Origin of the sequence: Bradyrhizobium sp. BRP20 (genome assembly GCF_020194215.1) — a bacterium.
Lineage (GTDB): Bacteria > Pseudomonadota > Alphaproteobacteria > Rhizobiales > Xanthobacteraceae > Bradyrhizobium > Bradyrhizobium yuanmingense.
Window position 1 is genome coordinate 173674 of record NZ_JADYVY010000014.1, and the last position, 23272, is coordinate 196945.

20 protein-coding genes are annotated in these 23272 nt (G+C 60.1%); 14 read left to right on the forward strand and 6 right to left on the reverse strand.

What is annotated here, in order from left to right; translation table 11 throughout:
* Positions 1–73 precede the first annotated feature (73 nt).
* From I6F33_RS28155 to I6F33_RS28170, 4 genes are read left to right on the forward strand one after another with little or no spacing between them, the layout of a single operon-like run.
* Positions 74–1408: a Wadjet anti-phage system protein JetA family protein gene (locus tag I6F33_RS28155; protein WP_225144755.1), complete on the forward strand. Its 1335-nt coding sequence runs from the start codon at positions 74–76 to the stop codon at positions 1406–1408.
* Entirely contained in the window at positions 1398–2039 is a 642-nt protein-coding gene (locus I6F33_RS28160; protein WP_225144756.1) for a DUF4194 domain-containing protein, read from the forward strand. The genes I6F33_RS28155 and I6F33_RS28160 overlap by 11 nt, the downstream gene beginning before the upstream one ends.
* Positions 2036–5536 (forward strand): SbcC/MukB-like Walker B domain-containing protein, encoded by a 3501-nt coding sequence (locus I6F33_RS38505; protein WP_225144757.1) that lies wholly within the window; start codon positions 2036–2038, stop codon positions 5534–5536. Before I6F33_RS28160 ends, I6F33_RS38505 begins: the two co-directional genes overlap by 4 nt.
* The gene (locus tag I6F33_RS28170) at positions 5533–6729 is read left to right on the forward strand and encodes a Wadjet anti-phage system protein JetD domain-containing protein (protein WP_225144758.1); all 1197 of its coding nucleotides are present in this window, start codon (positions 5533–5535) and stop codon (positions 6727–6729) included. Before I6F33_RS38505 ends, I6F33_RS28170 begins: the two co-directional genes overlap by 4 nt.
* Here I6F33_RS28170 and I6F33_RS28175 read toward each other — a convergent pair.
* The gene (locus I6F33_RS28175; protein WP_225144759.1) at positions 6726–7631 is read right to left on the reverse strand and encodes an ImmA/IrrE family metallo-endopeptidase; all 906 of its coding nucleotides are present in this window, start codon (positions 7629–7631) and stop codon (positions 6726–6728) included. The two genes, I6F33_RS28170 and I6F33_RS28175, sit on opposite strands and share 4 nt — an antisense overlap.
* Positions 7628–7945, reverse strand: coding sequence for a helix-turn-helix domain-containing protein (locus tag I6F33_RS28180; RefSeq protein ID WP_225144760.1), 318 nt, complete (start codon positions 7943–7945; stop codon positions 7628–7630). Before I6F33_RS28180 ends, I6F33_RS28175 begins: the two co-directional genes overlap by 4 nt.
* Before the next feature lie 86 nt (positions 7946–8031).
* Between I6F33_RS28180 and I6F33_RS28185 the strand changes: the two genes are divergently transcribed.
* The 4 genes from I6F33_RS28185 to I6F33_RS28200 are packed head-to-tail and all read left to right on the forward strand — an operon-like array spanning position 8032 to position 10392.
* Positions 8032–8745: a multiubiquitin domain-containing protein gene (locus I6F33_RS28185; RefSeq protein ID WP_225144761.1), complete on the forward strand. Its 714-nt coding sequence runs from the start codon at positions 8032–8034 to the stop codon at positions 8743–8745.
* Entirely contained in the window at positions 8742–9071 is a 330-nt protein-coding gene (locus tag I6F33_RS28190; protein ID WP_225144762.1) for a hypothetical protein, read from the forward strand. Before I6F33_RS28185 ends, I6F33_RS28190 begins: the two co-directional genes overlap by 4 nt.
* On the forward strand, positions 9068–9571 hold the full coding sequence (locus I6F33_RS28195) for a hypothetical protein (RefSeq protein ID WP_225144763.1): 504 nt from the start codon (positions 9068–9070) through the stop codon (positions 9569–9571). Before I6F33_RS28190 ends, I6F33_RS28195 begins: the two co-directional genes overlap by 4 nt.
* Entirely contained in the window at positions 9571–10392 is an 822-nt protein-coding gene (locus tag I6F33_RS28200; RefSeq protein WP_225144764.1) for a ThiF family adenylyltransferase, read from the forward strand. The genes I6F33_RS28195 and I6F33_RS28200 overlap by 1 nt, the downstream gene beginning before the upstream one ends.
* Before the next feature lie 75 nt (positions 10393–10467).
* On the opposite strand, the gene I6F33_RS28205 is transcribed toward I6F33_RS28200, so the two are convergent.
* The 3 genes from I6F33_RS28205 to I6F33_RS28215 all read right to left on the reverse strand — a co-directional run bounded on the left by I6F33_RS28205 (position 10468) and on the right by I6F33_RS28215 (position 12948).
* Positions 10468–11745, reverse strand: coding sequence for a hypothetical protein (locus I6F33_RS28205; RefSeq protein ID WP_225144765.1), 1278 nt, complete (start codon positions 11743–11745; stop codon positions 10468–10470).
* 352 nt (positions 11746–12097) lie between these two features.
* The gene (locus tag I6F33_RS28210; protein ID WP_225144766.1) at positions 12098–12451 is read right to left on the reverse strand and encodes a hypothetical protein; all 354 of its coding nucleotides are present in this window, start codon (positions 12449–12451) and stop codon (positions 12098–12100) included.
* A gap of 5 nt (positions 12452–12456) precedes the next feature.
* Positions 12457–12948 (reverse strand): translesion error-prone DNA polymerase V autoproteolytic subunit, encoded by a 492-nt coding sequence (locus I6F33_RS28215; protein WP_225144767.1) that lies wholly within the window; start codon positions 12946–12948, stop codon positions 12457–12459.
* Between the two features lie 296 nt (positions 12949–13244).
* Here I6F33_RS28215 and I6F33_RS38215 point away from each other — a divergent pair, with 296 nt between their 5' ends.
* A complete protein-coding gene (locus I6F33_RS38215) occupies positions 13245–14246 on the forward strand; it encodes an ATP-binding protein (RefSeq protein ID WP_225144768.1) in 1002 nt (333 codons plus the stop codon).
* Positions 14247–14249: 3 nt separating this feature from the next.
* Positions 14250–16748 (forward strand): S8 family peptidase, encoded by a 2499-nt coding sequence (locus I6F33_RS28225; protein WP_225144769.1) that lies wholly within the window; start codon positions 14250–14252, stop codon positions 16746–16748.
* A 164-nt stretch (positions 16749–16912) separates the two neighbouring features.
* Here I6F33_RS28225 and I6F33_RS28230 read toward each other — a convergent pair whose 3' ends face one another.
* Complete coding sequence (locus I6F33_RS28230; RefSeq protein ID WP_225144770.1) at positions 16913–17926, reverse strand: hypothetical protein; 1014 nt, start codon at positions 17924–17926, stop codon at positions 16913–16915.
* Positions 17927–18129: 203 nt separating this feature from the next.
* On the opposite strand from I6F33_RS28230, the gene I6F33_RS28235 reads away from it, so the two are divergent.
* From I6F33_RS28235 to I6F33_RS28250, 4 genes are all read left to right on the forward strand, one after another.
* Positions 18130–18828: a hypothetical protein gene (locus I6F33_RS28235; protein WP_225144771.1), complete on the forward strand. Its 699-nt coding sequence runs from the start codon at positions 18130–18132 to the stop codon at positions 18826–18828.
* Between the two features lie 732 nt (positions 18829–19560).
* Positions 19561–20061, forward strand: coding sequence for a hypothetical protein (locus I6F33_RS28240; RefSeq protein WP_225144772.1), 501 nt, complete (start codon positions 19561–19563; stop codon positions 20059–20061).
* A 36-nt stretch (positions 20062–20097) separates the two neighbouring features.
* Positions 20098–21339, forward strand: a complete 1242-nt coding sequence (locus I6F33_RS28245) for a hypothetical protein (protein ID WP_225144773.1) — start codon at positions 20098–20100, stop codon at positions 21337–21339.
* Complete coding sequence (locus I6F33_RS28250; RefSeq protein WP_225144774.1) at positions 21222–22811, forward strand: hypothetical protein; 1590 nt, start codon at positions 21222–21224, stop codon at positions 22809–22811. The genes I6F33_RS28245 and I6F33_RS28250 overlap by 118 nt, the downstream gene beginning before the upstream one ends.
* Positions 22812–23272 lie beyond the last annotated feature (461 nt).

Consider the following 23272-nt stretch of genomic DNA (forward strand, 5'->3'; position numbering starts at 1 on the left):
GTTTGGTTACCTTCCGGAGACACTGTTCAAGCCGCTGTCGGGGCCGAAGAAGCACGTCTATGCGCGACTGCTGATGCGCCTCTATGAAAGGGTCTACTCGGCTCGCATCCTTGAGACACCGCTCAAGGAAGAGATCGTGAAACAGATAGAGATCGGGCTGTCGGAGTTCGGCATCGGCTCGATGGGCGATCTTTCGGAGGGCGATCCGGAAGAAGATCAGACCACGAGCCAGGCCCATTACCTCGCCTACTATCGATTGCGCGACACCGGCTGGCTCACGGAAGAGACCGAGAAGTGGCGCACCTATGTCGACATGAACCCTGACGCCTTCATGGTGCTGGGGGCGGTGGTCGATTTCGGCAACAGCCGCGTGCGTGTCGCCGGCGCCGTTGTGGACGTGAAGAACAACCTGGAGGCTGCGTTCCGGGACCCGGAGACCATGGCTCAGGGTCTCGCTAACGCCCACGAGACGGCGGCGAGGTTCGCCCGCAGTATGCGCCGCATCTTGGCCGGGATGCGCGAGATCGAAGACCGCATTCTGGGCAATCCCAACGCGGCGGCCATCCTTCGCACGTTCTTTCAGGACTTCGTCGATGGGCTGCTGATCGCCGACTACAAGCAGCTGAAGACGTCTAACAACCCCTATCGGCATCGCCGGACGATCGCGTCTCTCGCGGGGGACATGCTCGCTGACGCCGAGCGCCTTGGCAAAATCGCGCGCGCCTACCTCGAGCAGGGAGTCATGCCGGCCGGCGCCACGATTGCCACGGCGGAGGAACGCGTCATCGCGGAACTCGAGAAGATCAAGAGCGTGTTCGAGGACGTCGGTCCCTTCATGGACAAGATCGAGGACTTCAGGGACCGCCTCGAACGCCGCATCCGCACAACCGTTCACTACATGGACGTGATGGGAGAAGGCTCCGCCGAACGGATCGTTCGACTGATCGAGCAGCTTTCGAAGATCGACAGCGACGACGTCGATATCCGCTTGAGGTCGCCCGATGTCGGTCTGCCGATCACGTCGCTTGCGCTGTACACTCCGCCGCCGCCGAAGGCTCCGCCCGAGCGGACGCGGTTCAAGGTACCGAAGCAGGATCCTTATCTGCGCGCCTATGTTCAGGCCACCACCGAGTTCGATCGGATGGTGCGCGTTTCCGATCAGAAGCTGCTCGAGTTCGCTCGCCAACGGATGCAGGGCCGCGATGTCGTTTCATCCGCCGAGATCGACATCCTGAGCGTTGCGGACCTCTTCGCCTACCGAGCTATCCCCAACTTGGCCGCGGTTGGGCGCTCCGTGCGCCTGGGTGAATTCACGATCACGCTCGAGGAAGGGCGTAGCGCGAACGACTGGATCGACGTGACTGCCTTCCGGATCGAGAGAACGAGGACCTCGGCTGATGTTGCGTGATCTCTCCAAGCTCATCGACGACGAGGATAGCGAGGGCGGCGACGGCGAGCGGCTGCAGAAGGAGCTGCGCCAGGCTGCGCAGTCGCTCTGGCGTGCGCAGTTCATCTACGAGAACGACTGGGGCATGAAGACCTCTTACGAGGTACTCCGCCGCTACACAGGGTACTTTGAGAATCTGTTCGACGCGCTTGGATACCGGGTCGTGGGCAGGCCGAACGACGGATATGTCGGCCTCGTTGCCAACGAACTGCCTCCCCGTCAGAGCATGAAACTCGACGAAAGCCTGCTGCTGCTGGTGCTGCGGCTCCATTACGAGGAGGCCTTTACGCGCTTCGAGGCGAAGGAATTCGGTGAGGTGGAGGTCGAGAGCGAGCAGATCCTGCAGATCTATGAAGATCGGACCCATCGGGAGCGGCCAAATTTCGGACGGGTGAAGGAAATCCTCGCCGGCTTCAGGCAGCGCGGGCTCGTGCGGATCGAGGACCGTGACGACAGGAACTTCACACTGTTCCTGCGGCCCGCCCTCCCGATCGTGGTTTCAAAGGACACGCTCGGCTCCCTAGAGGAGTTCGTGTCGCGCGCCACCGCGGCGGCGGCAAAGGCCGACACCGCTAGCGAGGTGCAGGCGTGATCGAACTCCGTCGCATCATCCTGGTCGACTGGTATCTGTTCCGGGCTCAGCAGGTCGATATGCGCGGCATGACCGCGATCATCGGACCGAACGGCGCGGGAAAGTCGGCGATCATCGACGCCGTGCAGACCGTGCTCTCCGGTGCGAGCATGGCCAGCATCCGGTTCAATCCGAGCGCTCAAAGCAACGTCCGGAGCAAGCGGACCCTGCGGGACTACTGTCTCGGCGTCGTCTCGCTAGACGAGAAGGGCGAGCGGTCGGAGCCGACGCGCCAGCATGCCTACACCTACGTCATCCTGGTCTTCGAGGACCTGGCCGACGGCTCGGCCGTGAGCCTGGGCGTGGCCTTCTCGGCCTCGGCGACGAGAAGCGACGAGGCCTGCGAAGCGCGCTTCATCGCAAAAGCTGCGCTGACGAAGGACGACATCCTGGCTCCGGTGGGCGACGACGAGGTCGAGACGCTGCAGTGGCATGCAGTCCGCAACGCCCTGCGCGCTCGCAACGTCGAGGTCGACGACGCGTTCTCGAGTGCGACCGACTTCGTGGCGGAAGCGCTCAGGGCGCTGTCGCCGGCGGGCTTCCCTCTCGATCCCCGGCGCTTTCACAAGGCTTTTCGGAATGCCCTGCTGCTGAAGCCGGTGGACAATCCTACCGACTTCGTCAGGAACTACGTGCTCGACGTCCAGCCTCTCCAGGTTGATCGGCTTCGCCGCGGTATCGAACATTGGCGCACGTTGACCAGCCGCATCGAAGAATTGAAGGCGCAGAGCGCCAGCTTGGCCGGGATCCTCCGGATCGTGGCGCGTGCGGTCGAAAACGAGAGGGTCATTGCGGTAACGGGCTGGCAGATCGCGCGGCTCGAATGGGAGAAGTTTCGGCGGGAGGCTCGGAGGCAGGAAGAGGTCGTCGCGCAGCTCCGGAGTGCTGCGAGCAGAGCCGAGGTCGACGCGGTAGCGGCCGCAGCGAGACATGCCACCCTTGATGCCGAACACAAGACGGTCGAACTCTCGATCAGGACCAGCGACGGCGAGCAGCTTGCCCAGATGTACGAGTCCGACAAGACTGCGACCCTGAGCCAGCGCGCCAACGCGATGGCACCTGTCAAGGAGATCGACGGTCTCACCGCTTCGATCAGAAAGGCCGTCGATCTAAATCTGTTGGTTCGCCGCGACGACTTCTTGCATGCTCTGCTGAGTGCAGTGGCCGTTGCGAGGGGAAGGGCTCCACTTTCCGAGTGGGACAAGCCGCTTCCGGAGAACTGGAAGGATAGCGCCTCCCACCTGGATGCGGCTCTTGCGGCTGTCGACCAGGATCGGCTCGAGGCGGCTCGAAAGACGTTTTCAGACGCGCATTTTCACGCGCGAGTGGCGACGAAGGCTCTGCAGGACCGCATCGAACTGATCGACAGCAACCTCAAGCGGATGGATCAAGGGTTGAGCCCGATCGAAGGCGGCACTCGGGACCTCATCAAGCAGCTGGACTCGCACGGTATCGAGGCGACACCGCTGTGCGAGTTGGTTGAGATTCGCGACGACAAATGGCGGATGGCGGCTGAGGCTTTTCTCGGTCGGTCCCGGGAAGCATTGATCGTCGAGCCCACGAGGGCGGTGCGTGCATTGGAGATATTCCGGCAAGGTGGAGAGCATTCCTTCAGGGATGCGGAAGTCATCAACACGACCAAGACCGAAAATACCAGGCCGGCTGAAAAGGGCTCTCTCGCGCAGATCATGAGTACGGACAACCCTCACGCCAGAGCTTTCCTCAACTATCGGATTGGCCGGCTGATGATGGTCGAGACCATGGATAGGATGGCCGCCGCCGAGAACGCCATCACGCCGGATCTCATGGTGCAGGGAGGTCGGACGGTCCGGCGATTGCAGAAGCCTCAGTACCTCAAGCTCGGGCGCGCCACGCAGGAGCAGATGCGCCAACAGCTTCAGGCCGAACGGCAGCAATTGCTCCAGCAACTTGCTGGATCGGCGGGAGATGTCCGACGCGCGGAGGATGAGGCACGGCTGTTCGAAGCCATGTTCGCGCAATTCCAGGCCATCCGCGGCTCTGGCCTGACCTGCTTTGGATGCGGCGAGGAATTGGCTGCTTTCGATCGCAAGCTGGCGGAAATCGGGAAAAACATCGAAGACGCCAAGCGGAATCGCGATCCCAAGCTCGTCGCCGATCTGGAGCGCCTCGCCGCCGAGGTCAAGACGGCAAACCGGCTCAAGACCGAGACACAGGATGCGTCGACCCGGGCCCACAGCGCGAAAGACCGGGCCGAGGGCGCATATGAAGACTACATGAAGAACAATCGTGAAGTCCTGGCGGGGGCACGTCGCGCCCGCGCGCGCCAGCTGCTGGACGGATTCCCGCAATCGAGGGAGATGAGCGACTACCGGTCGAAGGTGGCCGAAATGGCGACTGAGTCCTTGTCGGACCGCATCGCCGGGTTGACGGCGGACCGGGAGAACCGATCTACCAACCGGCGCTCCACCCTGATGAGGGAAATGACGGGCGCCGTGAACAAGCACGGACAGGACTTCCATCTCGTGCCGCCGTTCACCGCCGAGGAGGCGACGCCACCGGCCGTCGAGCAGTGGGCGACCGCCGAAAAGGACCGTTTGGATGGGCATGAATTGGTCCAGTACGCGGAGCAGTGTCGGAACGCTGAGACGGAGATGACCTCGGCGTTCCGGGACGACCTTCTCCATCGGCTCGACGATGCCTTCACCGGCATCAAGTCCACCCTGAACGAGCTCAACCGCCACCTGAAGGATCGCCAGTTCCACGGGCGCGACTACTACTCGTTCAAGGCGCTTGAGGCCCCGACCCACGTCGACATGATCGAGCTTGTGGAGGAATCCAGAAAACCCGAGTTCAATCTGCCGCTTTTCGGGGATCGTAGCGAGGATGCGAGTTCTCCGATGATGCGCGCCGTGCGTCAGATCGAGGAGATCCTGTCGAAGCCGGAGGCGCGGACCGAGGAGATCGAGGATCCCCGGAAGTATTTCAACTTCGAGCTCTTCATCCAGGATGCCGAGGGCAAGATCCGCTCGTCGCTGACGAGCCGCGCCGGTACCGGATCCGGCGGCGAAGGGCAGTTGCCGTTCTATATCGCGATCGGCGCCTCGTTGGCCGCGACGTACCAGAACCGGCGCACCGGCGAAAGCGGGCTGTCGCTCGCCATCTTCGACGAGGCCTTCAATCGTCTGGATACCAAGGCGATCGGTCAGTGCTCTGAATTTATGCGCGATCTGGGCCTGCAGGTCATGCTGGCCACGCCGGACGAAAAGCGGCACGTGTTCATGGAGGTGGTCGACACGGTCGTCAACGTGAACCGCTTGGGCAACCAGGTCATGATCGACACCGAGTACCCGACGGAGATGGCTCGCCAGGCGATCGTCGCAGCCGACCCGTATCGCAAGGGCTTCGACGTCTTCAAAGCCGAGTTGATTGCTGCCGAGAAGGCCGGCGCCGTCCCACAGGACCAGGCCGCGGAATGACCGACGTACGGACGACGGATGCCGGGGTCGAATTCCTCGAACGGCTGTTGGAGCGGAGCGAGCGCAATCCGGATCGTTCCCGGCCTGCGTCTGCGGCTCCGGAGTACGACAGACTTTCGACGGCGCAGCAGGTGAGCCGCTTTCATGACCAGATGGCAGCGGCGGAACGGTTCGGCGCCGTCGAGGTGCAGCGGGGCAAGAGAGACCGGGGGCATCTGATCGAGAGGGTCCGCGTTCAAGACCCGGAATTGCTCGCCAGACATCTCGGACGCCCGACGGCCCCGGTGACCGCGCAGCGCGTCAGGGAGCAATTGCTGCCCATCGCAGCGACCGGCGAGCCGTGGGTCGGCGCGTTGTTGGACGAGATGTCGGCTAGGTGGGCGCGAAGCCAAGCTGCCTACCGCTTGACCGCCGGCCAGGCGGACGCCGCCAAGGAGTTCTTCACACTGCTGGCGTCCATCTCCCGGCAGGAAGCGCGCGGGTTCGACGCGCGGACCTTTTCCCAAAGGGCGACGAACGACACGAAAGCCTTCGATCGGCATGCCTCGCGGCTCGCCGCCGTGCTCGGCGTGCGGATCGGACAGCCCGGTGCTGCCGCCGACGTGGTCTGGGCGCACATCGGCCTGGAGCGCTTCAGCCACCCTGTCCATCTGAAGGGGCCGGTGGCCGTGGAAGGGGCAAGGGGACGCCTTGTCGACGGTAGCGCAAAGCCCTTCGCTTCGATCCATCCCGAAATGCTCTCGCAATTGGCCATTTTGGAGCCGCCCACGGCCATCCTGAGCATCGAGAACTACGCGAGCTTTAATCGACAGGTTCGCGAGATCGAGGATGGCAGCCTGGTCGTGTACACCGGCGGCTTTCCTACCGCGGCCATCATCGAGCTTCTCACCAAGGTCCTGGCGGTCGTACCGGCCGAGGTCCCGTTCCTCCACTGGGGTGACGTGGACGCCGGCGGGGTGCGCATTTTTAGGTACCTAGAAGAGAGCCTGCCCCGGGGGCCGCGACCGCACCTCATGACAAAGAAGCTCGCCGAGAAGTGCGGTCAACCGGCCGATTCGGATCCGACCCTCGCTTCCGTCGCGAGATCCGACAGTGCGATCCGCGATCTGGCGGAGTGGTTGGCGTTTGGGTCGGACGTGCGCCACCTGGAGCAGGAAGCATTGGATCCAGTTGCTCTCGAGCTTACGCTCTAACGCCTGTTCCAGTGACGGTCATCGTCTTCACCTTGGTCTTCGTTCATATCGACCGTCAATAGAGTCGTGGCGTAACCGTTCTTCTGCGCGAAAACTTGCTCGTAAAGGGCTTCGACGCGGCCACGCTTCTCTAGCCATGCGTGAGTGGGCACATCCCTCATTTCTGAAACGGTGCCGATTGTAGACGGACCTGGCCAGCGACGGGTGAGGGAGAGCTCAGGAATCGGAGCGCCCGCACGAAGGCCAAGATAGGGGAAATTTGGTGCCGGTATGACCCTCTGCACCTTCCGATCTTTGGATATCACGATGGCAGCGAGTTCGTCGGCGCTGGTCACGTAGACCTTGGCCATCACTTCGAGGGAGACGTCGAACTTCCGCGCCAGCACGCGTACTTGTTCAAGGTCGCACGCCTTGCTCAGCTTGCGACGCTCCGCGCGATATTCCGGCATCGGAACCACCAAGGCCGCTGAAAACTCGTTTGCTTCGATCTCGATCCGCTCTTCGTGTGGCACCGCCTCCCACTTATCCTTGGGTCTGGCGCGGCGCAGGTCACTCGTCGAACATTCGAACTTGGCCTTCACCATCCTATGCGAGGGGATTGCGAAATGGCCGATTTCATGCCCGAGCGTGAAGTTTCGCCGCCCGGACGGCATTCCCTTGCGGAGCCCGACCGCGCCGACGCCATCTGATATGACAAGCGTGCCTTCGAAATTATCGGTGTCGTATTCACGGATGCCGACTATGCCGAGCGCCGTGGCGATTTGCTCCAGCGGAACGCGCAAAGGGACCGCGCCAAGCTGTGCGCGGATTTGTCGATGCAGCTCGAAGGCCAGCTTCAGTGGCTGGCCGAGATCGGCAAGCTCCATCAAATCGATTGTGATTTCGGGAACGTCGGATGTCATTTTTTCTTGGCGATCACGTTCAGGAGGTCCTCAAGCACCTTGAACTGCTCTTCCTCGAGAGTGCCGAGCTTGTCGCTGTTCCTCCGAAAGAACATTTCCGCTTGGCTTTGAGTGCCTTGCTCGTCGATTAGAAAAGCAACCGTGGTATCGAAATACCCGGCGAGCTTCTTAAGGAGATCGAGCGAAGGGTTCTTGCTTCTGTTGCTCTCGAGTTCCCAGATGTGGGCTTTGCTGGCGCCTATAGCGTCAGCAACCTCCTGAAGCGACTTGTTTTTTCGTATTCTTAGTTCTTTGATCCGGTCGCCGAGCGGCATCCCAACTCCTTTAATCTATATTGTTATATCGAACGAGCCGTTTACTATATCTTGACATCGGCCGATGCGTTCGATATAACCATACGGTGCCGCAAGAGCGGCGTTTGTGCAAGGAGAAAACGACCATGGAAGTTCACGAGACCCCGCCGGGTCACGCCGGCCAACATCACTATTTCTATACCATCGACGGGCACCGGTTCGAAACCTCGGACGAGGTCCAGGATGCACGCAAGCTCCTGCAGAAGGCGGGCCTCGCTCCGGCGGACGACTACGTCCTCATCGAGGTGTTGCGGCCGGGCACGCGCATCATCGGCCTGGACGAAGATGTTGACCTGGACGGCACCGAGACGCGCGAATTTCGCTCCTTCCTGACCGACCGTATCTTCAACTTCACGGTTGATGAGATCGGCTATGCCTGGGGCCGCGCGGCGATCACCGAGCCCGAGTTGCGCGACGTGGCCGACGTGCCCGCCGGCAAGGTGATCTTCTTGGACCGCCATGACCAAGAGGACTTGGTGTTGGAAGAGAGCTCCAGCGTTGACCTCGATGCCGCCGGAACCGAGCACTTGCGCACGGCCAAGCGCTTGATCACCGTCTTCTACAAGGACAAGCCGTTCGAACTGGAGCCGGGCAAGTATACCGGAGCTCAGCTCGCGGCGATCTTTGCCGTCCCGTCGCAGTATCAGCTTGATCTTGTGAAGCCCAACGGCGAGTTCGAGGAGATCGAGCCGGCCAAGTCGGTGAAGATCAAGGACGGCATGCATTTCGTCTCGCATCCGCCCTGCGGTCAGTCGTCATGAGTGACCACGCGGCTGAACTTCTGAAGCTGCGGGATCTCTGCCCCGCAGCTGAGATCTGGACCGACGGCGGTAATCCCGCCGTCTTCATGCCCAAGCTGCAGTTCAAGGCTCAAGGCGGTGCGCAGACCCGCGATGTGCTCCTCTGGCCGCAGGCGCGCGATGGCTACGCCACTCGGCTGTTCCTGTCGGCGCAGGTTCCCGGTGCCCAGAACTGGAATTCGTTCAGCGTCTGCGGCCGACAGTGGTTTGCGTGCTCATGGCAAGGCGTGCCGGCGCACTTGCCGTGGATCGAGATCCTCGCGAACCACCTGCGGGCTTTCCGATGAAGATACATGTCAAGATCGCCTGGGAGTTGCTGGCCTCCATTCGTGCTGATCTTCGGAGGCGCCACGCGTTCGCTCATGAGCGGGTGGGCTTTCTGAAGGCTGGCGCGTCCATGGCAGACGGAGCGCTGCTGCTGTTCGCGATCGCTTATCAGCCGGTCGCCGACGACGATTACGAGCGAGATCCGCTCGTCGGCGCCAGAATTGGCGGAAGCGCAATGCGCAAGGGACTGCAGTTTGCCTATCAGTCGCGGTCCGCCTTGCTGCACGTTCATGCGCACGGCGGTCGCGGACGTCCCGAATTCAGCGGGATCGATCTTCGGAGCGGCGCGGAGTTTGTACCCGGTTTTTTTCACGCGATCCCACGCATGCCGCACGGCATGATCGTGTTGAGTAACGACTCCGCGACGGCGAAGGTCTGGCTGGATGAAAGCGACCGTGGGACCTATGCATCCAGTTTCACCGCCGTCGGCGCCCCGCTTGTGAAATTCGGAGAGCGCTGATGAACTGGCTTAATCGACAGAGCTTCCTGGGGGCGGACAGCGATCGGATCCTGCAGCAGGCTCGGATTGGTATCGCTGGCCTGGGCGGTGGCGGGTCGCACGTCGCGCAACAACTCGCGCACGTCGGTGTTCGGTCATTTGTGCTCGCGGATCCTGACATCATCGAAGATACCAACCTCAACCGCCTGGTCGGAGGCACGCGAGAGGATGTCAAGAACGGCGTGCGCAAGGTCGACATCGCGCGTAGGGTAATCCAGGGCGTGCGGCCGGATGCCGATGTGGATGCGGTCGGTGACGTGTGGCAGGCCGCAAGCGACGCGTTCAAACTGTGCGACGTCATCGTCGGCGGCTTGGATTCGGTCCGCGCAAAGGATGAACTCGACTCCTTTTGTCGCCGGCATCTTATCCCATACCTCGACATGGGGATGGATGTGCACGGCACCGCGAACGACTATTTGATCGCTGGGCAGGTCGTGCTCTCGTCGCCGGGAAAGCCGTGCTTGCGTTGCTTCCACATCGTGACGGAGCGGCGGCTCGAGCAGGAGGGGCGCCGCTACGGCGCTGCAGGAGGAAATCCGCAAGTCGTTTGGCCGAACGGAGTCTTGGTTTCCACGGCCGTTGGACTGCTTATGCAACTCCTCACGCCTTGGCATCGCGCTTCTGTTGCCACTGCCTATCTTGAATACGACGGTAACACCGGCACTGTTTCGCCGAGCCAGCGATTGGCTCACGTGCTTTCTCGGCCGTGTCCCCACTATCGGGAAGAGGAGCGTGGCGATCCCGGCTTCGACATCCGCTCGGTCTACGGACACCAAAGCTGATGTCCGCAAGAAAGGTCCGTGGGTGTAGCCAATTGCTTCGTGGTTTCAGAGCAGCCAGCGAAGCGCGACCATTTCTCATTCGAGAGCGGCCCCAACTGGGTTCGCGGACGCGTCTCGCGCCCAGTCGCCGAGGGTGTTGGCGCGTAGCTCCTCCCAAGCCCTATAGACCTTCTGCAGTTCTTCTACGACGGGACCGAACGTCCGCTCGTCCCAGATTCCAATCTGGCGGAAGCGAAGCGCCAACTGCACGGATTTCTCGAGCCACAGCATCGCCAGTAGGATCGTGCTTTGTCGTGTGCCGTCTGGTCTAATCTGTTCCTGCGGGTTGAGCGGTAGCACGTATTGCAAAAACGCCAGGTAAAGCGCTCTGACGAACGTTAGGTCGCTATTCTCGTGAGCCAAGCCAAAGCGGACGCGTTGCCGGCTATTTTGGTGGTACTTGAAAGATCCAGTGGCGTTGGAGATCAGCAGGCTTTGCACGAATTGATCCAAGTCGGCGGCTTTGCGCAGCTTCGGAATTTTCTTGAAACGAGGGATGGTGTTTTTATTGATCCAAAGATCGAAGCTCCTATGGTCGGCGCAATTCCTGAACCAGAAGCTCGATTGGGCGATCACGGTCGCGCCAGGAATTTGAAATTCCCTCCAATTCTGTTTGATCCTGTAGTCGGTGCGCCCCATGACCGCTACGTGGCGATCGGGATCGTCGCTCAAGGCGAGCATCTCTTCTGGGAATGGCATTCCGGCGAAGCGTGAAATCAGGCCGTCGAACGAGAGTGACAAGATCCGAATATTGTTGATCCTGAAAAACATGCCGGCTTGGCTGGTGCGAAATATTTGGTTGTCCAAGCCGCCGAATCCGAATCCCTTCGTTTCATCATTCGGATCCACGCTGATGACTGCGATCCTATCCTTTATCCCGATGCGCTGGTCGATACGGAACTTCGGCGCGAACTCCTCCTTGTGCAGCATGTTGTACCCGAGCCAGAGTCCAACGCGCACTTTGTCGAGCCAATCCAGCAGCCAATAGCACTCGGACACCTCGATCGATTTGCCGGCCATCAGGGATTCGACCGCCTTCTTGGCTCGCTTTTCGAGAGTCTTCCCGTACTTCTGATTGCAAGGTTCGCAAGCGGGGAAGTGAAACGTAGATGCGGGTCTCACGACGTCGGCGCCGGTTACCGGGTCGCTCTCGATCTTGATCTTGCGATGAGGATCTCCCGTGGCGCGCAGGAGCCACATCGGGATGATGTGCTCGCGCGAACGGGCAGACTTGCCAACCGCCGTGCCGCAGAAGACGCAGTTCGACCAGCCAGGATCACCGGCTGTGGTGCCACGTCGACCAGCAGGATTCATGAGGGATTTCCTGAAAACACCCCCCTCGGTTTTTTCGAGCTATAGAATCGGCGAAAAAAGCGAGGGAAAATTCGGCAGTCGTCTCAGTGGGATCTGAAATCGCGTCGTTCTTAAAACGAAATCGAGTCGCTCTAAAAGCCCAAATCGAGTCGTTCTAAAAGTGTCCTCCCACGCAGGGCGAAGCGTGGTGGGCCCGGCAGGACTCGAACCTGCAACCAGACCGTTATGAGCGGCCGAATATTGGTTGCCTTGGTTGATTTTGCTGCGTTTCCGTTTGATTTCGATCGCGTTTGTGGTGGTTCGTTCAGGTTGTTTCTGGTGCGAAACTGGTGCGGTGGCTGCATCGTAAGCCCTACCGGACGATCAGCCAAGATTGTACCGAAGAGATATCGGGGTGCCGCGGTTCGTCATCGATCCGGCCATGCTCATCCCGCAGTTCCTCGATCTCAACCAGGCATGCTTCCCCCAGTCGCGATTGCGCGTCATTCGCCAATGCAAGCCCGAATAACTTCCGACGAAGGTCGGCGAGCGATAGGGTGAACTGTTCATAGGCGTTCGCGCTCCAGCCTTCGACTGGGCGTCGCCCAAGCGCGGCGTTGCTCAGCACGTTCGCAAGCTCGCAGTCGCCACGAAGCTGCGGCTGGAATACGCTCTCACACGACGCGTAGAAGTTATTGCAATCGACAAGGGCGACGGGCGCAGGCATGTGGTCTAGAGCATACGGATTGATTTTGAAACGACACCCCAGATCTCAAATGTCATCTTCTCGGTAACCTGGATGTCCTTGTAAGCTGGATTTTCTGCTTGAAGCCAAACCCGCCCACTGCGGCGGCGATAGCGCTTAAGTGTGAACTCACCGTCCACCAGCGCAAGAATGATGTTGCGGTCTACAGGCGAGCGTGAGCGGTCCACGATGGCGATGTCGTCGGGGAAAATTCCAGCGCCGATCATGCTGTCGCCCGCGATGCGAACGGCGAATGTCGCTGCCGGGTTCTGGATGAACAACTCGTTAAAATCGAGGGCGCGGTCCAAGTAGTCGTCGGCCGGCGATGGAAAGCCTGCCGGGACTTTCGCGCCCACGAGGGGGACGCTGCGCGCCACGCGGACCTGTACATCGAGAAATTCGTTGATGTCGCCAGCGCGAACGGGACGGCGCGCGAAGCGCTTTGCCAACTCGGCAATGGGTACCGGCAGGCGAACCACGACGGTCGGTTCACCTGCTGGTCTTCCCGGTCCTCTGCATTGATTTTTCATAGCGTCACCACCGAATTTCTGTTACAAATATTCGACGCTTGGCCCGTTGTTGTAAAGCCTGATCTTTCTGGGGAAATCCCGAGAGGCTGGCGGGCCGAGCCGCCGTTTGGTTTGTGCGCCGCGTCAACCTGCCTGTAACGAGCGTTGTCTTAGAGATATGCGGGGACAGATCCGTGCGGGTTCCATAAACCCGTTCGTCTGCAACCGGCGCCGGTGTAAGATTTTGACGTACGGAAAGGCCTGCTGTGTCCAACGCTAAACAAATTCTGGCAATGCTCAGAAGCCGCGCCGAGGGTGATGAAGACGCTTTCTTCTCAATCGCCCTTCAGGTGGCGGCTGCGGAAGCGCGCCAAGGTCGCCGGGACACAGCGCAGGAAATGCGTGACGAAATAAACAAGGCCCGAGCACGTTTTTCGCGTGGCGCATCCGTACCAATCGCCTTCTCAGCGCCGCGCGGTAGTCTCGAAGGTCTCCTTGAGATGCGCGAGGCGCGCTACAAGCTTAAGGATGTAGTGCTCGATCCACGGCTGCTCGCGCGTTTCGAGGACATACTACGCCAGCAGCGTAAGCGCGACTGGTTGCGAGAGCACGGAAAGATTCCCAACAGGCGCATTCTCTTTATTGGGCCTCCGGGCTCCGGAAAGACAATGTCAGCGGAAGCAGTGGCGGGGGAGCTTCATTTGCCGCTGTTCATCATCAAGCTCGAAGCCATGATCACCCGGTATATGGGTGAGACAGCGGCGAAGCTGCGTTTGATCTTTGACGAAACGGCGAAGCGCCGTGGCGTCTACCTGTTCGATGAGTTCGATGCCGTTGGCGGCCACCGCACGGCGACCAATGACGTTGCAGAGATGCGACGGGTGCTGAATTCCTTTCTTCAATTCATGGAAGAACCCAATTCGACCGACAGTGTGATTATCTGCTCCACCAATCATCCGAAGCTGCTCGATAGCGCGCTGTTGCGCCGCTACGATCAGGTGCTGGAATTCGACACACCGTCAGCGGATCAAGTCAAACGGCTTATCAACGCCAATGTCGGGCCGATGAAGATTGTTCGCCCGGCATGGTCCGAGATTGTGCATGTCGCGGAGGGGCTGAGCCAATCCGAGATTGTGCGAGCCGCGGATGATGCCGTGAAAACAGCAATTCTCGATGAGCGCAGACAATTGACTAGCAAAGATATAATTGAGCGTCTGCAAGAGCGGCATGCGATGCGGACGGCATTTCTTCATGCGGAAAGCTCCTGATGAATGCCTGGACGGTTTACGCTCCCTCACATTGACATCACTGCGCGTTCCACCTCGCAACGGTACAAAGGGGATTCATCCAATATTCAGGGCACCCCGCGCGACCGCATAGAGCACGGCAGGCGCGTACAGAATGAATTGCGGGTGGCGCTCCAGGCGGCGGAGCGCCTGCGGCCGCAGGACCCGCGCTTGCCTCAGGCCACCGGGCTGTATCTGGAAGTCGAACTGGATCGGGGGAAGAAGCCGGATATTCTCGACTCATCCACCCAAGGGGTGCGGATGGGCGCTTCCAAGGTCGATGCCGCCAACCGTCGTACCATCTCACTCTATGTCCCTGACCATGCTCGGCCTGCGTTCGAGCAAATACTCGATGAGTATTTGAATGGCGAACTGACGCCCATAGGCCAGAAGCCGAAAAACAAGACAAAGGTCGAGGCGATTGAATCCATCCGCGTCGCTCATATCGGCACACGATGGACTGATCCCAAACCGATCCCGGCGGATACCCAGGCCATGATGTGGTGGGCGTTGTGGTGTCATGCCGACAGCGTCGACAGCGTTCTAGATCTTTGTGCCCGGTTGAATGTGCGCGTCGCGGATGAAGAACGGCGCATGAAATTTCCGGAAGTCACCGTAGTACCGGTGCTCGCGAACCGCGTGACCATCGAGCTGATGATGTTCGCAAGCGAAGGCGTTGCCGAGCTGCGTTTGGCCAATGATACCCCAACGTTCTTCATCGACGATATCGAAGGCGAAGAGCACGACTGGGTGGATGGGCTTGCCGAGCGTATTACATGGCCGGGAGCTGAAGCTCCGGCGGTATGCATACTCGATGCGGGTATCAATCGCGGTCATTCGCTTATCGAGCCTGCACTCACGCCGCAGGATATGCATGCGCTGAAGCCTGACGAATGGGGCGTGGACGATCACGATGATGATGGTCACGGCACGGCTATGGCAGGATTGGCATTACACGGCGATTTAACGGCGGCGCTGTCAGACAGGTCTGAGAAGGTTCTGACCCACCGGCTAGAGTCAGTAAAGGTTCTGCCACCGGATGGATTCGACCCCAACGAACCGCAAAGCTACGGCGTATTTACGCAAGCCGCCATTGTGCTCCCGGAAATCGAGGTTCCGGAACGCCAGCGCGTCTATTGCATGGCGGTGACGAACGACAACATCTCCGGTGCGTTCGCGTCCCTGTGGAGCGCGGCCATCGACCAAGCCGCCGTTGGGCGGATGATTGCCGACGATGACAATGCGGAAGATGATGCCCAGCGTCCCAAGCGCCTTGTCATCGTATCAGCGGGAAATGTTCCCGCCGATACCGACTTCCTAGCGCTCCGTTCGCAAGACGAATACCCGATTGAGGATCCGGCACAGGCTTGGAACGCGCTCACAGTCGGCGGGTACACTGATCTCGTTAACATCACCGATGACGGCTACACTGACTGGTCGCCTGCGGTGCAGGCAGGAGAACTCAGCCCGCACTCCCGCAACAGCACGCGTTGGCAACACGGGATCGCGCCAATCAAGCCAGAAATCTTGATGGAAGGCGGTAATCGCGCGGTCAACCCGGCGCGTACAGAGATTTTGACAGTCGACTCGTTGTCTCTCCTGACAACCGGTAAGGATGTCGGCAACGCGCCTCTCGTAGCCTTTGACGCGACGAGTGCCGCCACGGCCCAAGCGGGACGCTTGGCCGCGCAGCTTATAGCTGATCATCCGGACTGCTGGCCGGAAACCATTCGCGCCTTGATGGTCCACAGCGCTGAATGGACCGCCCCGATGCGGGAGCTTATCGACCGCACGCCAGCAAAGCGCGATCGCTATGCGTTGGTCCGCCGTTTTGGCTATGGCGTCGCCAGCTATGACCGCGCGACGGCCTGCGCTCGAAATCACTTGGCGATGGTCGCTCAGGCGGAAATTCAGCCGTATCAGTTCGAAGGTGGTCGGGAGTTCAACCAGTGCCACTATTATCGTCTGCCGATACCGGCTGCGATGCTTGAAGAACTGGACAACGAACCGGTCGAGCTGAAGGTTACGTTGTCATATTTCATCGATCCGAACCCCGGATTGTCTGCCAATGTGGACCCGCAGCGCTATCAGTCGCACGGTTTGCGGTTCGACCTGCAACGGCGCAACGAGTCATTTGGCCGGTTCAAATTGCGAGTTAATGCAGCGGAGCGTCCCAAAGGGGGCGGAAAATTGAGGCATGAAGGTTCGGACCCAAGATGGATCTTGGGAGACGATAGCATTTCAGCAGGGTCCTTACATTGTGATGTGTGGACTGGACGGGCTGTGGATTTGCTCCAGCGCGAATGGCTTTGCATCAAGCCCGTGAACGGCTGGTGCCGCAAGCGGTCAAACCGGACCATATGTAACCGTATGACGAGGTATGGGCTGGTCGTCACGCTCAAGACGGCCAATGTCGATCTCGACATCTACACGCCAGTCGATCTCGCGGTCAGAACGCCAATTGAAATCGAAAATCCGCTTTAACGCGTGGTTCGTCGGCAGGACGCCCGGTCGTACTCCAGCGGCGATACGCTGGCCCGAACCCTCGCTGCATCCACTATTGCTGAGTCGCCGGCATCTTTCAAATGGACCGTTGGCAGTATTCCCGACCGCAGAAATGGCTCCGCTCCTCTGCGCCCATTGGCGGACTAGCGCCCCCGCGCGTCCTGGGCCGCGTCTTCCTGCTGCTGAACCCAGCCACAGAAGGTCTCATGAGCGTCGTCTACCGCCTCGGTCAGATATGACATCTCGCCACGCAAATCTGTGAACTTACCGACGGCCGAGAGCGCATCAGCACAGCTTGCGATGGCCTTGGCCTTGGTCCGCCATTTGGCGAAGGGCCGCGAACGATAACGGGGCTTCCAGTCCGGCATGAGCTTTGCGGCAAGCTCCCGCAACGCGGGATGGCCGAACGGAACAAAATCATCCTCCCTGTTAGCCTGGCGCATCCGCTCACGCACGATGACCTGGAAGTCCATGTCGTGTTGAAGCTGCCGGAACGTATCATCCGGATCGTTCTTTCGATCGAGACCGAGCTTGATGCTTTCAAACATGGCTTCCAATCGATCGACAGCGGCCATGCTGTGTTGGCTGAGCGCCGCCGGAAGCGCCGGTGCATCCGTTGGGACATGGTCGATAAGCTCTTTCGCAACATGCCCCGTATCGAAGCCGGGGAAGCGGAGCCCCTTGGCCGCCTCGGGGAAATACTGATGAAGTGAAGCGGCGATGACCAAGTTTTTGGGCCAACCGAGGGTCCTGTTGTCAAGCCGGACCAACAAGTCGCAGGTTAACTGGAAATAGGCCGTAGCCAAGGCGCGTATGATATCATCATTCTCCAAGCCCACATGATACAGCGTGTTGCGATGGTTGTGCAGTTCGCCAATGAAATGCCGCTCCTCAGCCGACAGGTCAGAGGCTTTTTCGAGAAACTTGATCTTCTCCGCAAAATAATGCCCAAGGATGGATCGGCGCTTTGCGGCACTCAATGTTGGAGCGCCACGTCTCTGATCTGCCCGCACGAGATGCTCGCATCGCCGATGGATGATTAGCTCAGCTGCGTTATCAATGAGAATGAGCGCAATACGTGCGTTCAGCGGATGATCGACCGCAATCTCCGCCACTGCGCGATCAAGCTGTTCGACGATCAGTGTTGCAAAGCGCATTGTCTCAACTAATCCCTCGCCCGTTCCCAGGCCCTCACTATAAAGCAGCCACACCTCGCTTGCGCCGAGCGATATGTTCCAACCACAAGCAGGCAATGTCGGATTTTTCCCCGAAAGAGCCGCGCCTCCGACCGCATTTCGCCAGCTATTGCAATCACCTATGCTTGCATCCGGCTACTCCCTCAACTCGGGCAATCGAGCTCATGCACAAGCCGCGCTTCACCGATCCTCTTGGTTCAGCCCTCCCAGCCCTTGAACAAAACATCCTGAAATACCGGGCCATACAGATGCTGCTCGTCATGTTCTATGCCGAGGAGTTGAAGCGGGAAATTCTAGACCGCATCCAGGCCACCGACGGATGGCTGGTGAAGGGACAGGCCGAGCGTGTCCCGAAAGGCATCAAGAACCCGGTCGACAAGGCGCCGAACGCCCTTATTGCCGATGGCGAAATCAAGCCTAGCGAGAAGAAAGAAATCGTTGAACTCATCGATTACCGCAACATGGTCGCGCATCAAATGCACAACATGCTGGGCGACCTCAGTCCGACACGATATACGCGCGACCTCGCCCTGTTCGGGTCAAACGCTCCGAAATATAACTATGAGGCCGTCAAGCGGCTGCAGCATTATCACAAGCTCTTCGATGAGATGTACCGGACGCACCACTACATCATGACAGTGAATTTCAACTCCATGCTGTTCCGTGCGGCCGAAAAGACATTTCTCACGGAGATCAAGCGGCTCGACGGCAAGATTAAGCGGCAGCTCAGGAAGCGGAACGCCGCCATGAAGAAGATCAATGCGGAGATGTCTCTAACGGGGACCGGCCTTGAAGACGAATATGCTCCCGGTCATCCCCGCAACCATCAAGACGACGAAACGCCTCGCCAAGCGCGGCGCTGAAATCTGCTATCGGCTCTTTGATCTTGGAAAGTCCGAGATGGCCGTTGCGCATCTGATGCGGATTTCCCTGCTGGCCGTGAAGAAGCGGAAGAAAACGTGGGTGAAGCTCGGTGGGAAAAGACGCGGGAAGGTGGATATCGATACGCTTCCCGGGCGAAAATACGCACGGCGGCGGGCTGGGTGAGACGAGTTTGACGGCTCCTTGGCCCCCTCATGCGAAACACCATTTCCTTTTTCGTGCTCCTTGGCCAAAAGGTGAGCCCGGCGCTTGACTCGCTCGATCGCCTCATCGGCACCAACATGAAACGGCTCCGTCAGGAGGCGGCTTGAGAGACCATAAACGACGGCGAGACGACGTTTATCGCATGAGTTAGCGCTGCTGCCTTCGCCTTGGAAATGCGAACAATAAGGTGTCGCTCGCCGGAGGCACTCGCGCGAGGGGCCCGCCGTCATTCCATTCCAGCGTCGCTATCACTGCCCATAGCGCGGGTGCCTTGTTAATCGGTCTCGTGACTGCACTCGGTCCCGGGTCACGCCGTCCCGGCGGCGCTATGCTGCCCCTCCTGCGGGTGCCTTCTTTTTTAAGCCGGCCAAGAGGCCGGCCTGTCGCTGGCCTCGATGGACATCGCTGCCATTCTGCTAGATATGGGCGGCGCGTTGCTTGAGTCAGGTTGCATCACCACCTGACTGCCGACAAGAGTGATGTTCAGGACGACGGAAAGGGTGAACGGCTTGAGCGAGATGAAATCATCGATCGACGCATCTTCGGGTGTCGATTTCCATGAATGGTATGGGAAAAATGGGCTCGCCCGGGGAGCCGGCGACATGTTCGTGGTGGCCGGCGGGAATCCGTCCACTCGCATCGCGGAGATTTTGGCCATCCTCGCATCTTCGTACACTGAGGACGGCCAGCCTGTCTTTTCCGAGATCATCGTCGTTCAGCCGCCTGGAAGCGCCGGCCCTGACGAGCGGAAGAGTGCCTTGTTTCACCATCTTGGCGAGGCGGTGGTTCGATCCCGGGGCACGGCGCTGGAGACCGCAGAACTCGACGTCCTGTCGCGCCGCATCAACATCGCCGTCTCGCCAGACCTTCAGGTAGCGTCCGTTTGTTCGATCGTTGAAGCTGCCAAGCAGCATGCCGCTGTCGTTGTAGATCAGGGAGCTCTTTATCGCGGCGTGGAGCCTGGCCCTTATGGAGCCCGGCCCGTTCTTGGAATGGTCGAAGATTCCTAGGTCCCGCATTTTGCGGCGTTGTGCGAGGGGGCCGTCTTGGCTGCAAGAGCCTCGACGAGCTACGTTGCCGTTGATGCGAACAAGGACTGGCCGCTCAAGGAGGCGAACCAGGAGCGGCTTCTTGCGATTGACGGAATGGCTGTGCTCGCCGGTGGCGATCCGGACGCCCCGGATGCAATCCTCGCGCAGCATCTGGCAAAATGGTCCACAGCGATCGCGCGCGGCGTCATGGGACCGATCCTCGCCGAGATCGATACGCTTCCAAGCTCGCTGGACGGAATAAAACCCCTTCTCCAAGTGCAGATGATGCACAAGGCGGGCCTGCAGCCCATGGTGGAGCAAGCGCTTCGAGCCGAACTGGGATTGATCGAAAATCTTGCGCCCGTGCCTGCCCTGCAGGTGGCCGAAATGGCCGCGGAAGCCGGTGCGACGGACATCGCCCGCAACTTGGTGCAGAAGATCGCCTTCGATCGATTGCCGCTGGAGTCCATCGAAGCTGCGCTGACGCTCTCTAAACGCATTGGCGAGCCGAGGACGATCCAAAAATGCGAGGAAATTCTTCAGGAGAGACACCCGACCTCCCTGGCGCTCATGCACCATCGTGGCGACGCGATGCTCGAGGCCGGCGAATTCATTCAGCTGGCCCGGCTCCTGGCAACTTCGCCAGTTGAGGACGACCGCCGGATGGCGGGCTTCTACGAAACGTTGGCCGCAGGCCTCGCCTCTTCCGAATTGGACTATCAGGTCCTGACAAGAGCGGTGATCGCTGCTCATCCGCGGCAGACGGTCCGTGCCAGGGTATTCATTGCGAGGGAGGCCATTCGTGCGCAACGCTATGCTGACGCGCTTTCGGTCATAACGGAGGATGCGGAGACCGATGTGACGGCGAGCATGGTCACTGCCATGCTCACGGCACTGGAGGGAGCTGTTCTTGGAGGTGACAAGGCAGCCGACATCGAGCCTCAGCTTTTGCAAGCCGCTGTCTTGCTTGGCCTTCGATACCTCACAAGCCATCCTGCGGACGCCCGGGTGCGTGTGCGTCTGGTCGATGCGCTATCAGCCGAGTCGATGGGATTGTTCGGGATAGCTCTCCTGGTCGATACGGCCTTGAAGCTCGCCAGCGCGCCCCTTGCCCTGCGCGAGATCGAAGCGCTCGATGCATGGACGACGGCGCCGCCTGCGGACGACTCGCTGCCTTTTTGCTGGTGGCGTTGCCTTGGCTTCAGTCCGCGAGCCCCGTGTTTGTCGGCCGGATCGACATCCCCAAGGAGCTTTTGACGCAAGACGCGGACAAGCTCGTCGCTGGCATACGGAAGCTGTTGGAGCATTACGAACCGCTCGACACGCCCGCCGATATCGAGAACGTCAGAAACATCCTTGCGATAGGCATGGCAGTCGCTCGACATGGTTCAGTGCCGGATGCGGATTTGTCGCTGGTGCGCGTGCTGGCGGTACGATTGGCCTTGGCGAGCCGTTTCCAGGCGGCCCGGGATTACGCGGAACATGCGCTTCAGGTCGCAGGCGAGTCCAAAGCGCGTTCGCGTCTCGCCTGGCTCTGTTATGGCGACGTCTACCAGCGGACCGGCAATACAATCGACGGCATGGTCGGCGCCCTTTGCTGCCTCGCAGCGGACAACAGCGCTATGCCGGATCAGGTCTTCTACGAAAGCGTGTTGCTCTATCGGCTCATGCGCGATCTTCGCATGATTGATGCCGGACTGTCATTTCTTGATGCGGCGCGGAAGGCTCTTCAAAGCTTCGGTGCACGTGATCAATACGTTCACCGGATTCAGACACTTGAATTGCAGGCCCGGTTTATCCAGGCCCGCCAGGATCCCGCGCACGCGCGCGAACGGCTGGAAGCGCTGATCCCCGACTTCATCCAGAACGCCCCCACGGTACTGACGCAGGGAGATGAGCCTGCTCCTGCCGCCGCGAGCATGGCGGAAGCTCTCCGGGCAGCCGAACTTGCGGGCGTCACGCCGCCTCCCGAGGCGATCGAAGCCTTCGAACGTCTTCTCGACGAAGCACATGCGCCTCTGCGAGGGATCATCGCGGCCAGCCGGCTGCCACACCCAACCGCGGCACAGGTCCTCGAAGTCCTGAAGCAGATAGAACAAGCGAGAGATGCGAACGACGTCGGCTACGATGTCCGGCAAATCTCCGTGCTCGCGCGGCAGTTGCTCGGTAGCGCGGAAGCGCAAACGAATTTAGATATTGCCGCTTTCGCCATCGACATCCTGGCGGACCACGCGATCCCATCGCTTGGCGTGGCGCCCGATCAGGGCTGGATACCTCCGACCATCGAGTCCTCCGGCGAACGTGCCGTCGAATTGTCGCGATCGATGCGACTGCCTGTCGTATTGATGGGGGTCGATGCCGAAGGACACCTCGTTCGCTGTGTCGCCGAGAACGGAAAGCTCGGTCCAACTTTGAAGGAAAGCGCTGAGGTGTTCTCGGAGGAGCGCCTCAGGCGCTGGTCGAGGGAGTTTCCTTTTCGGTATGGCGTTGACGAAGATGCGCTCAACCTGTTTCACACCAGCACCGAAGGCCTCGGTGTCGAAGCGCTACCCCCGCGCGCGATCCTGGTGACGGCCGCGAACATTCAGCATTGGCCGCCAAACCTCATACGTCTCGGGGGCGGGTTTGCGGGCCAAACGTGCAAGCTAGCCGCAGCTCCCTCGCTTGCCTGGCTGAGTGCGGCGAGACATCGTAAATCGACCGATCGGCGGGCCGAAGGAGGCTTCTGATGAAGGTGGACAGACACTTCAAACCGTCGTGGATCGTGTGTCCGAGCCGCTCGCCGCTCATGGCGTAAGCCTCGACACGGCCTCGGTCGTGCCGTCCAATCTTGAAGGAGCCGAATTGGTCATTGTCACCGCCCACGGCGGATTGGTGCCCGGCAACCGGTATTTTCAAGTGGTCCGAGACGATGCCGAGCTAAGGATGGCGGGGGCAGACCTTGGCTCCGCGTTGAAAAACGTCGGTGTTGCCGTTCTATTCATATGCAGCGGTGGCAGGCTCGATCCGCATCCCATGGCCAACACGACGCTAGGTCTCGCGCGGCAAGCCCTCGGCAAGGGGTGCACGACCGTCATCGCCTCACCGTGGCCGATCGATTCCCGAATCCGTCCTACTGGCTCCCAACCTTCCCGCCGGTGATCGATGCTGCGTTCGATGCCAATGCTCGCGTCCGGGACGCGTTCAGCTC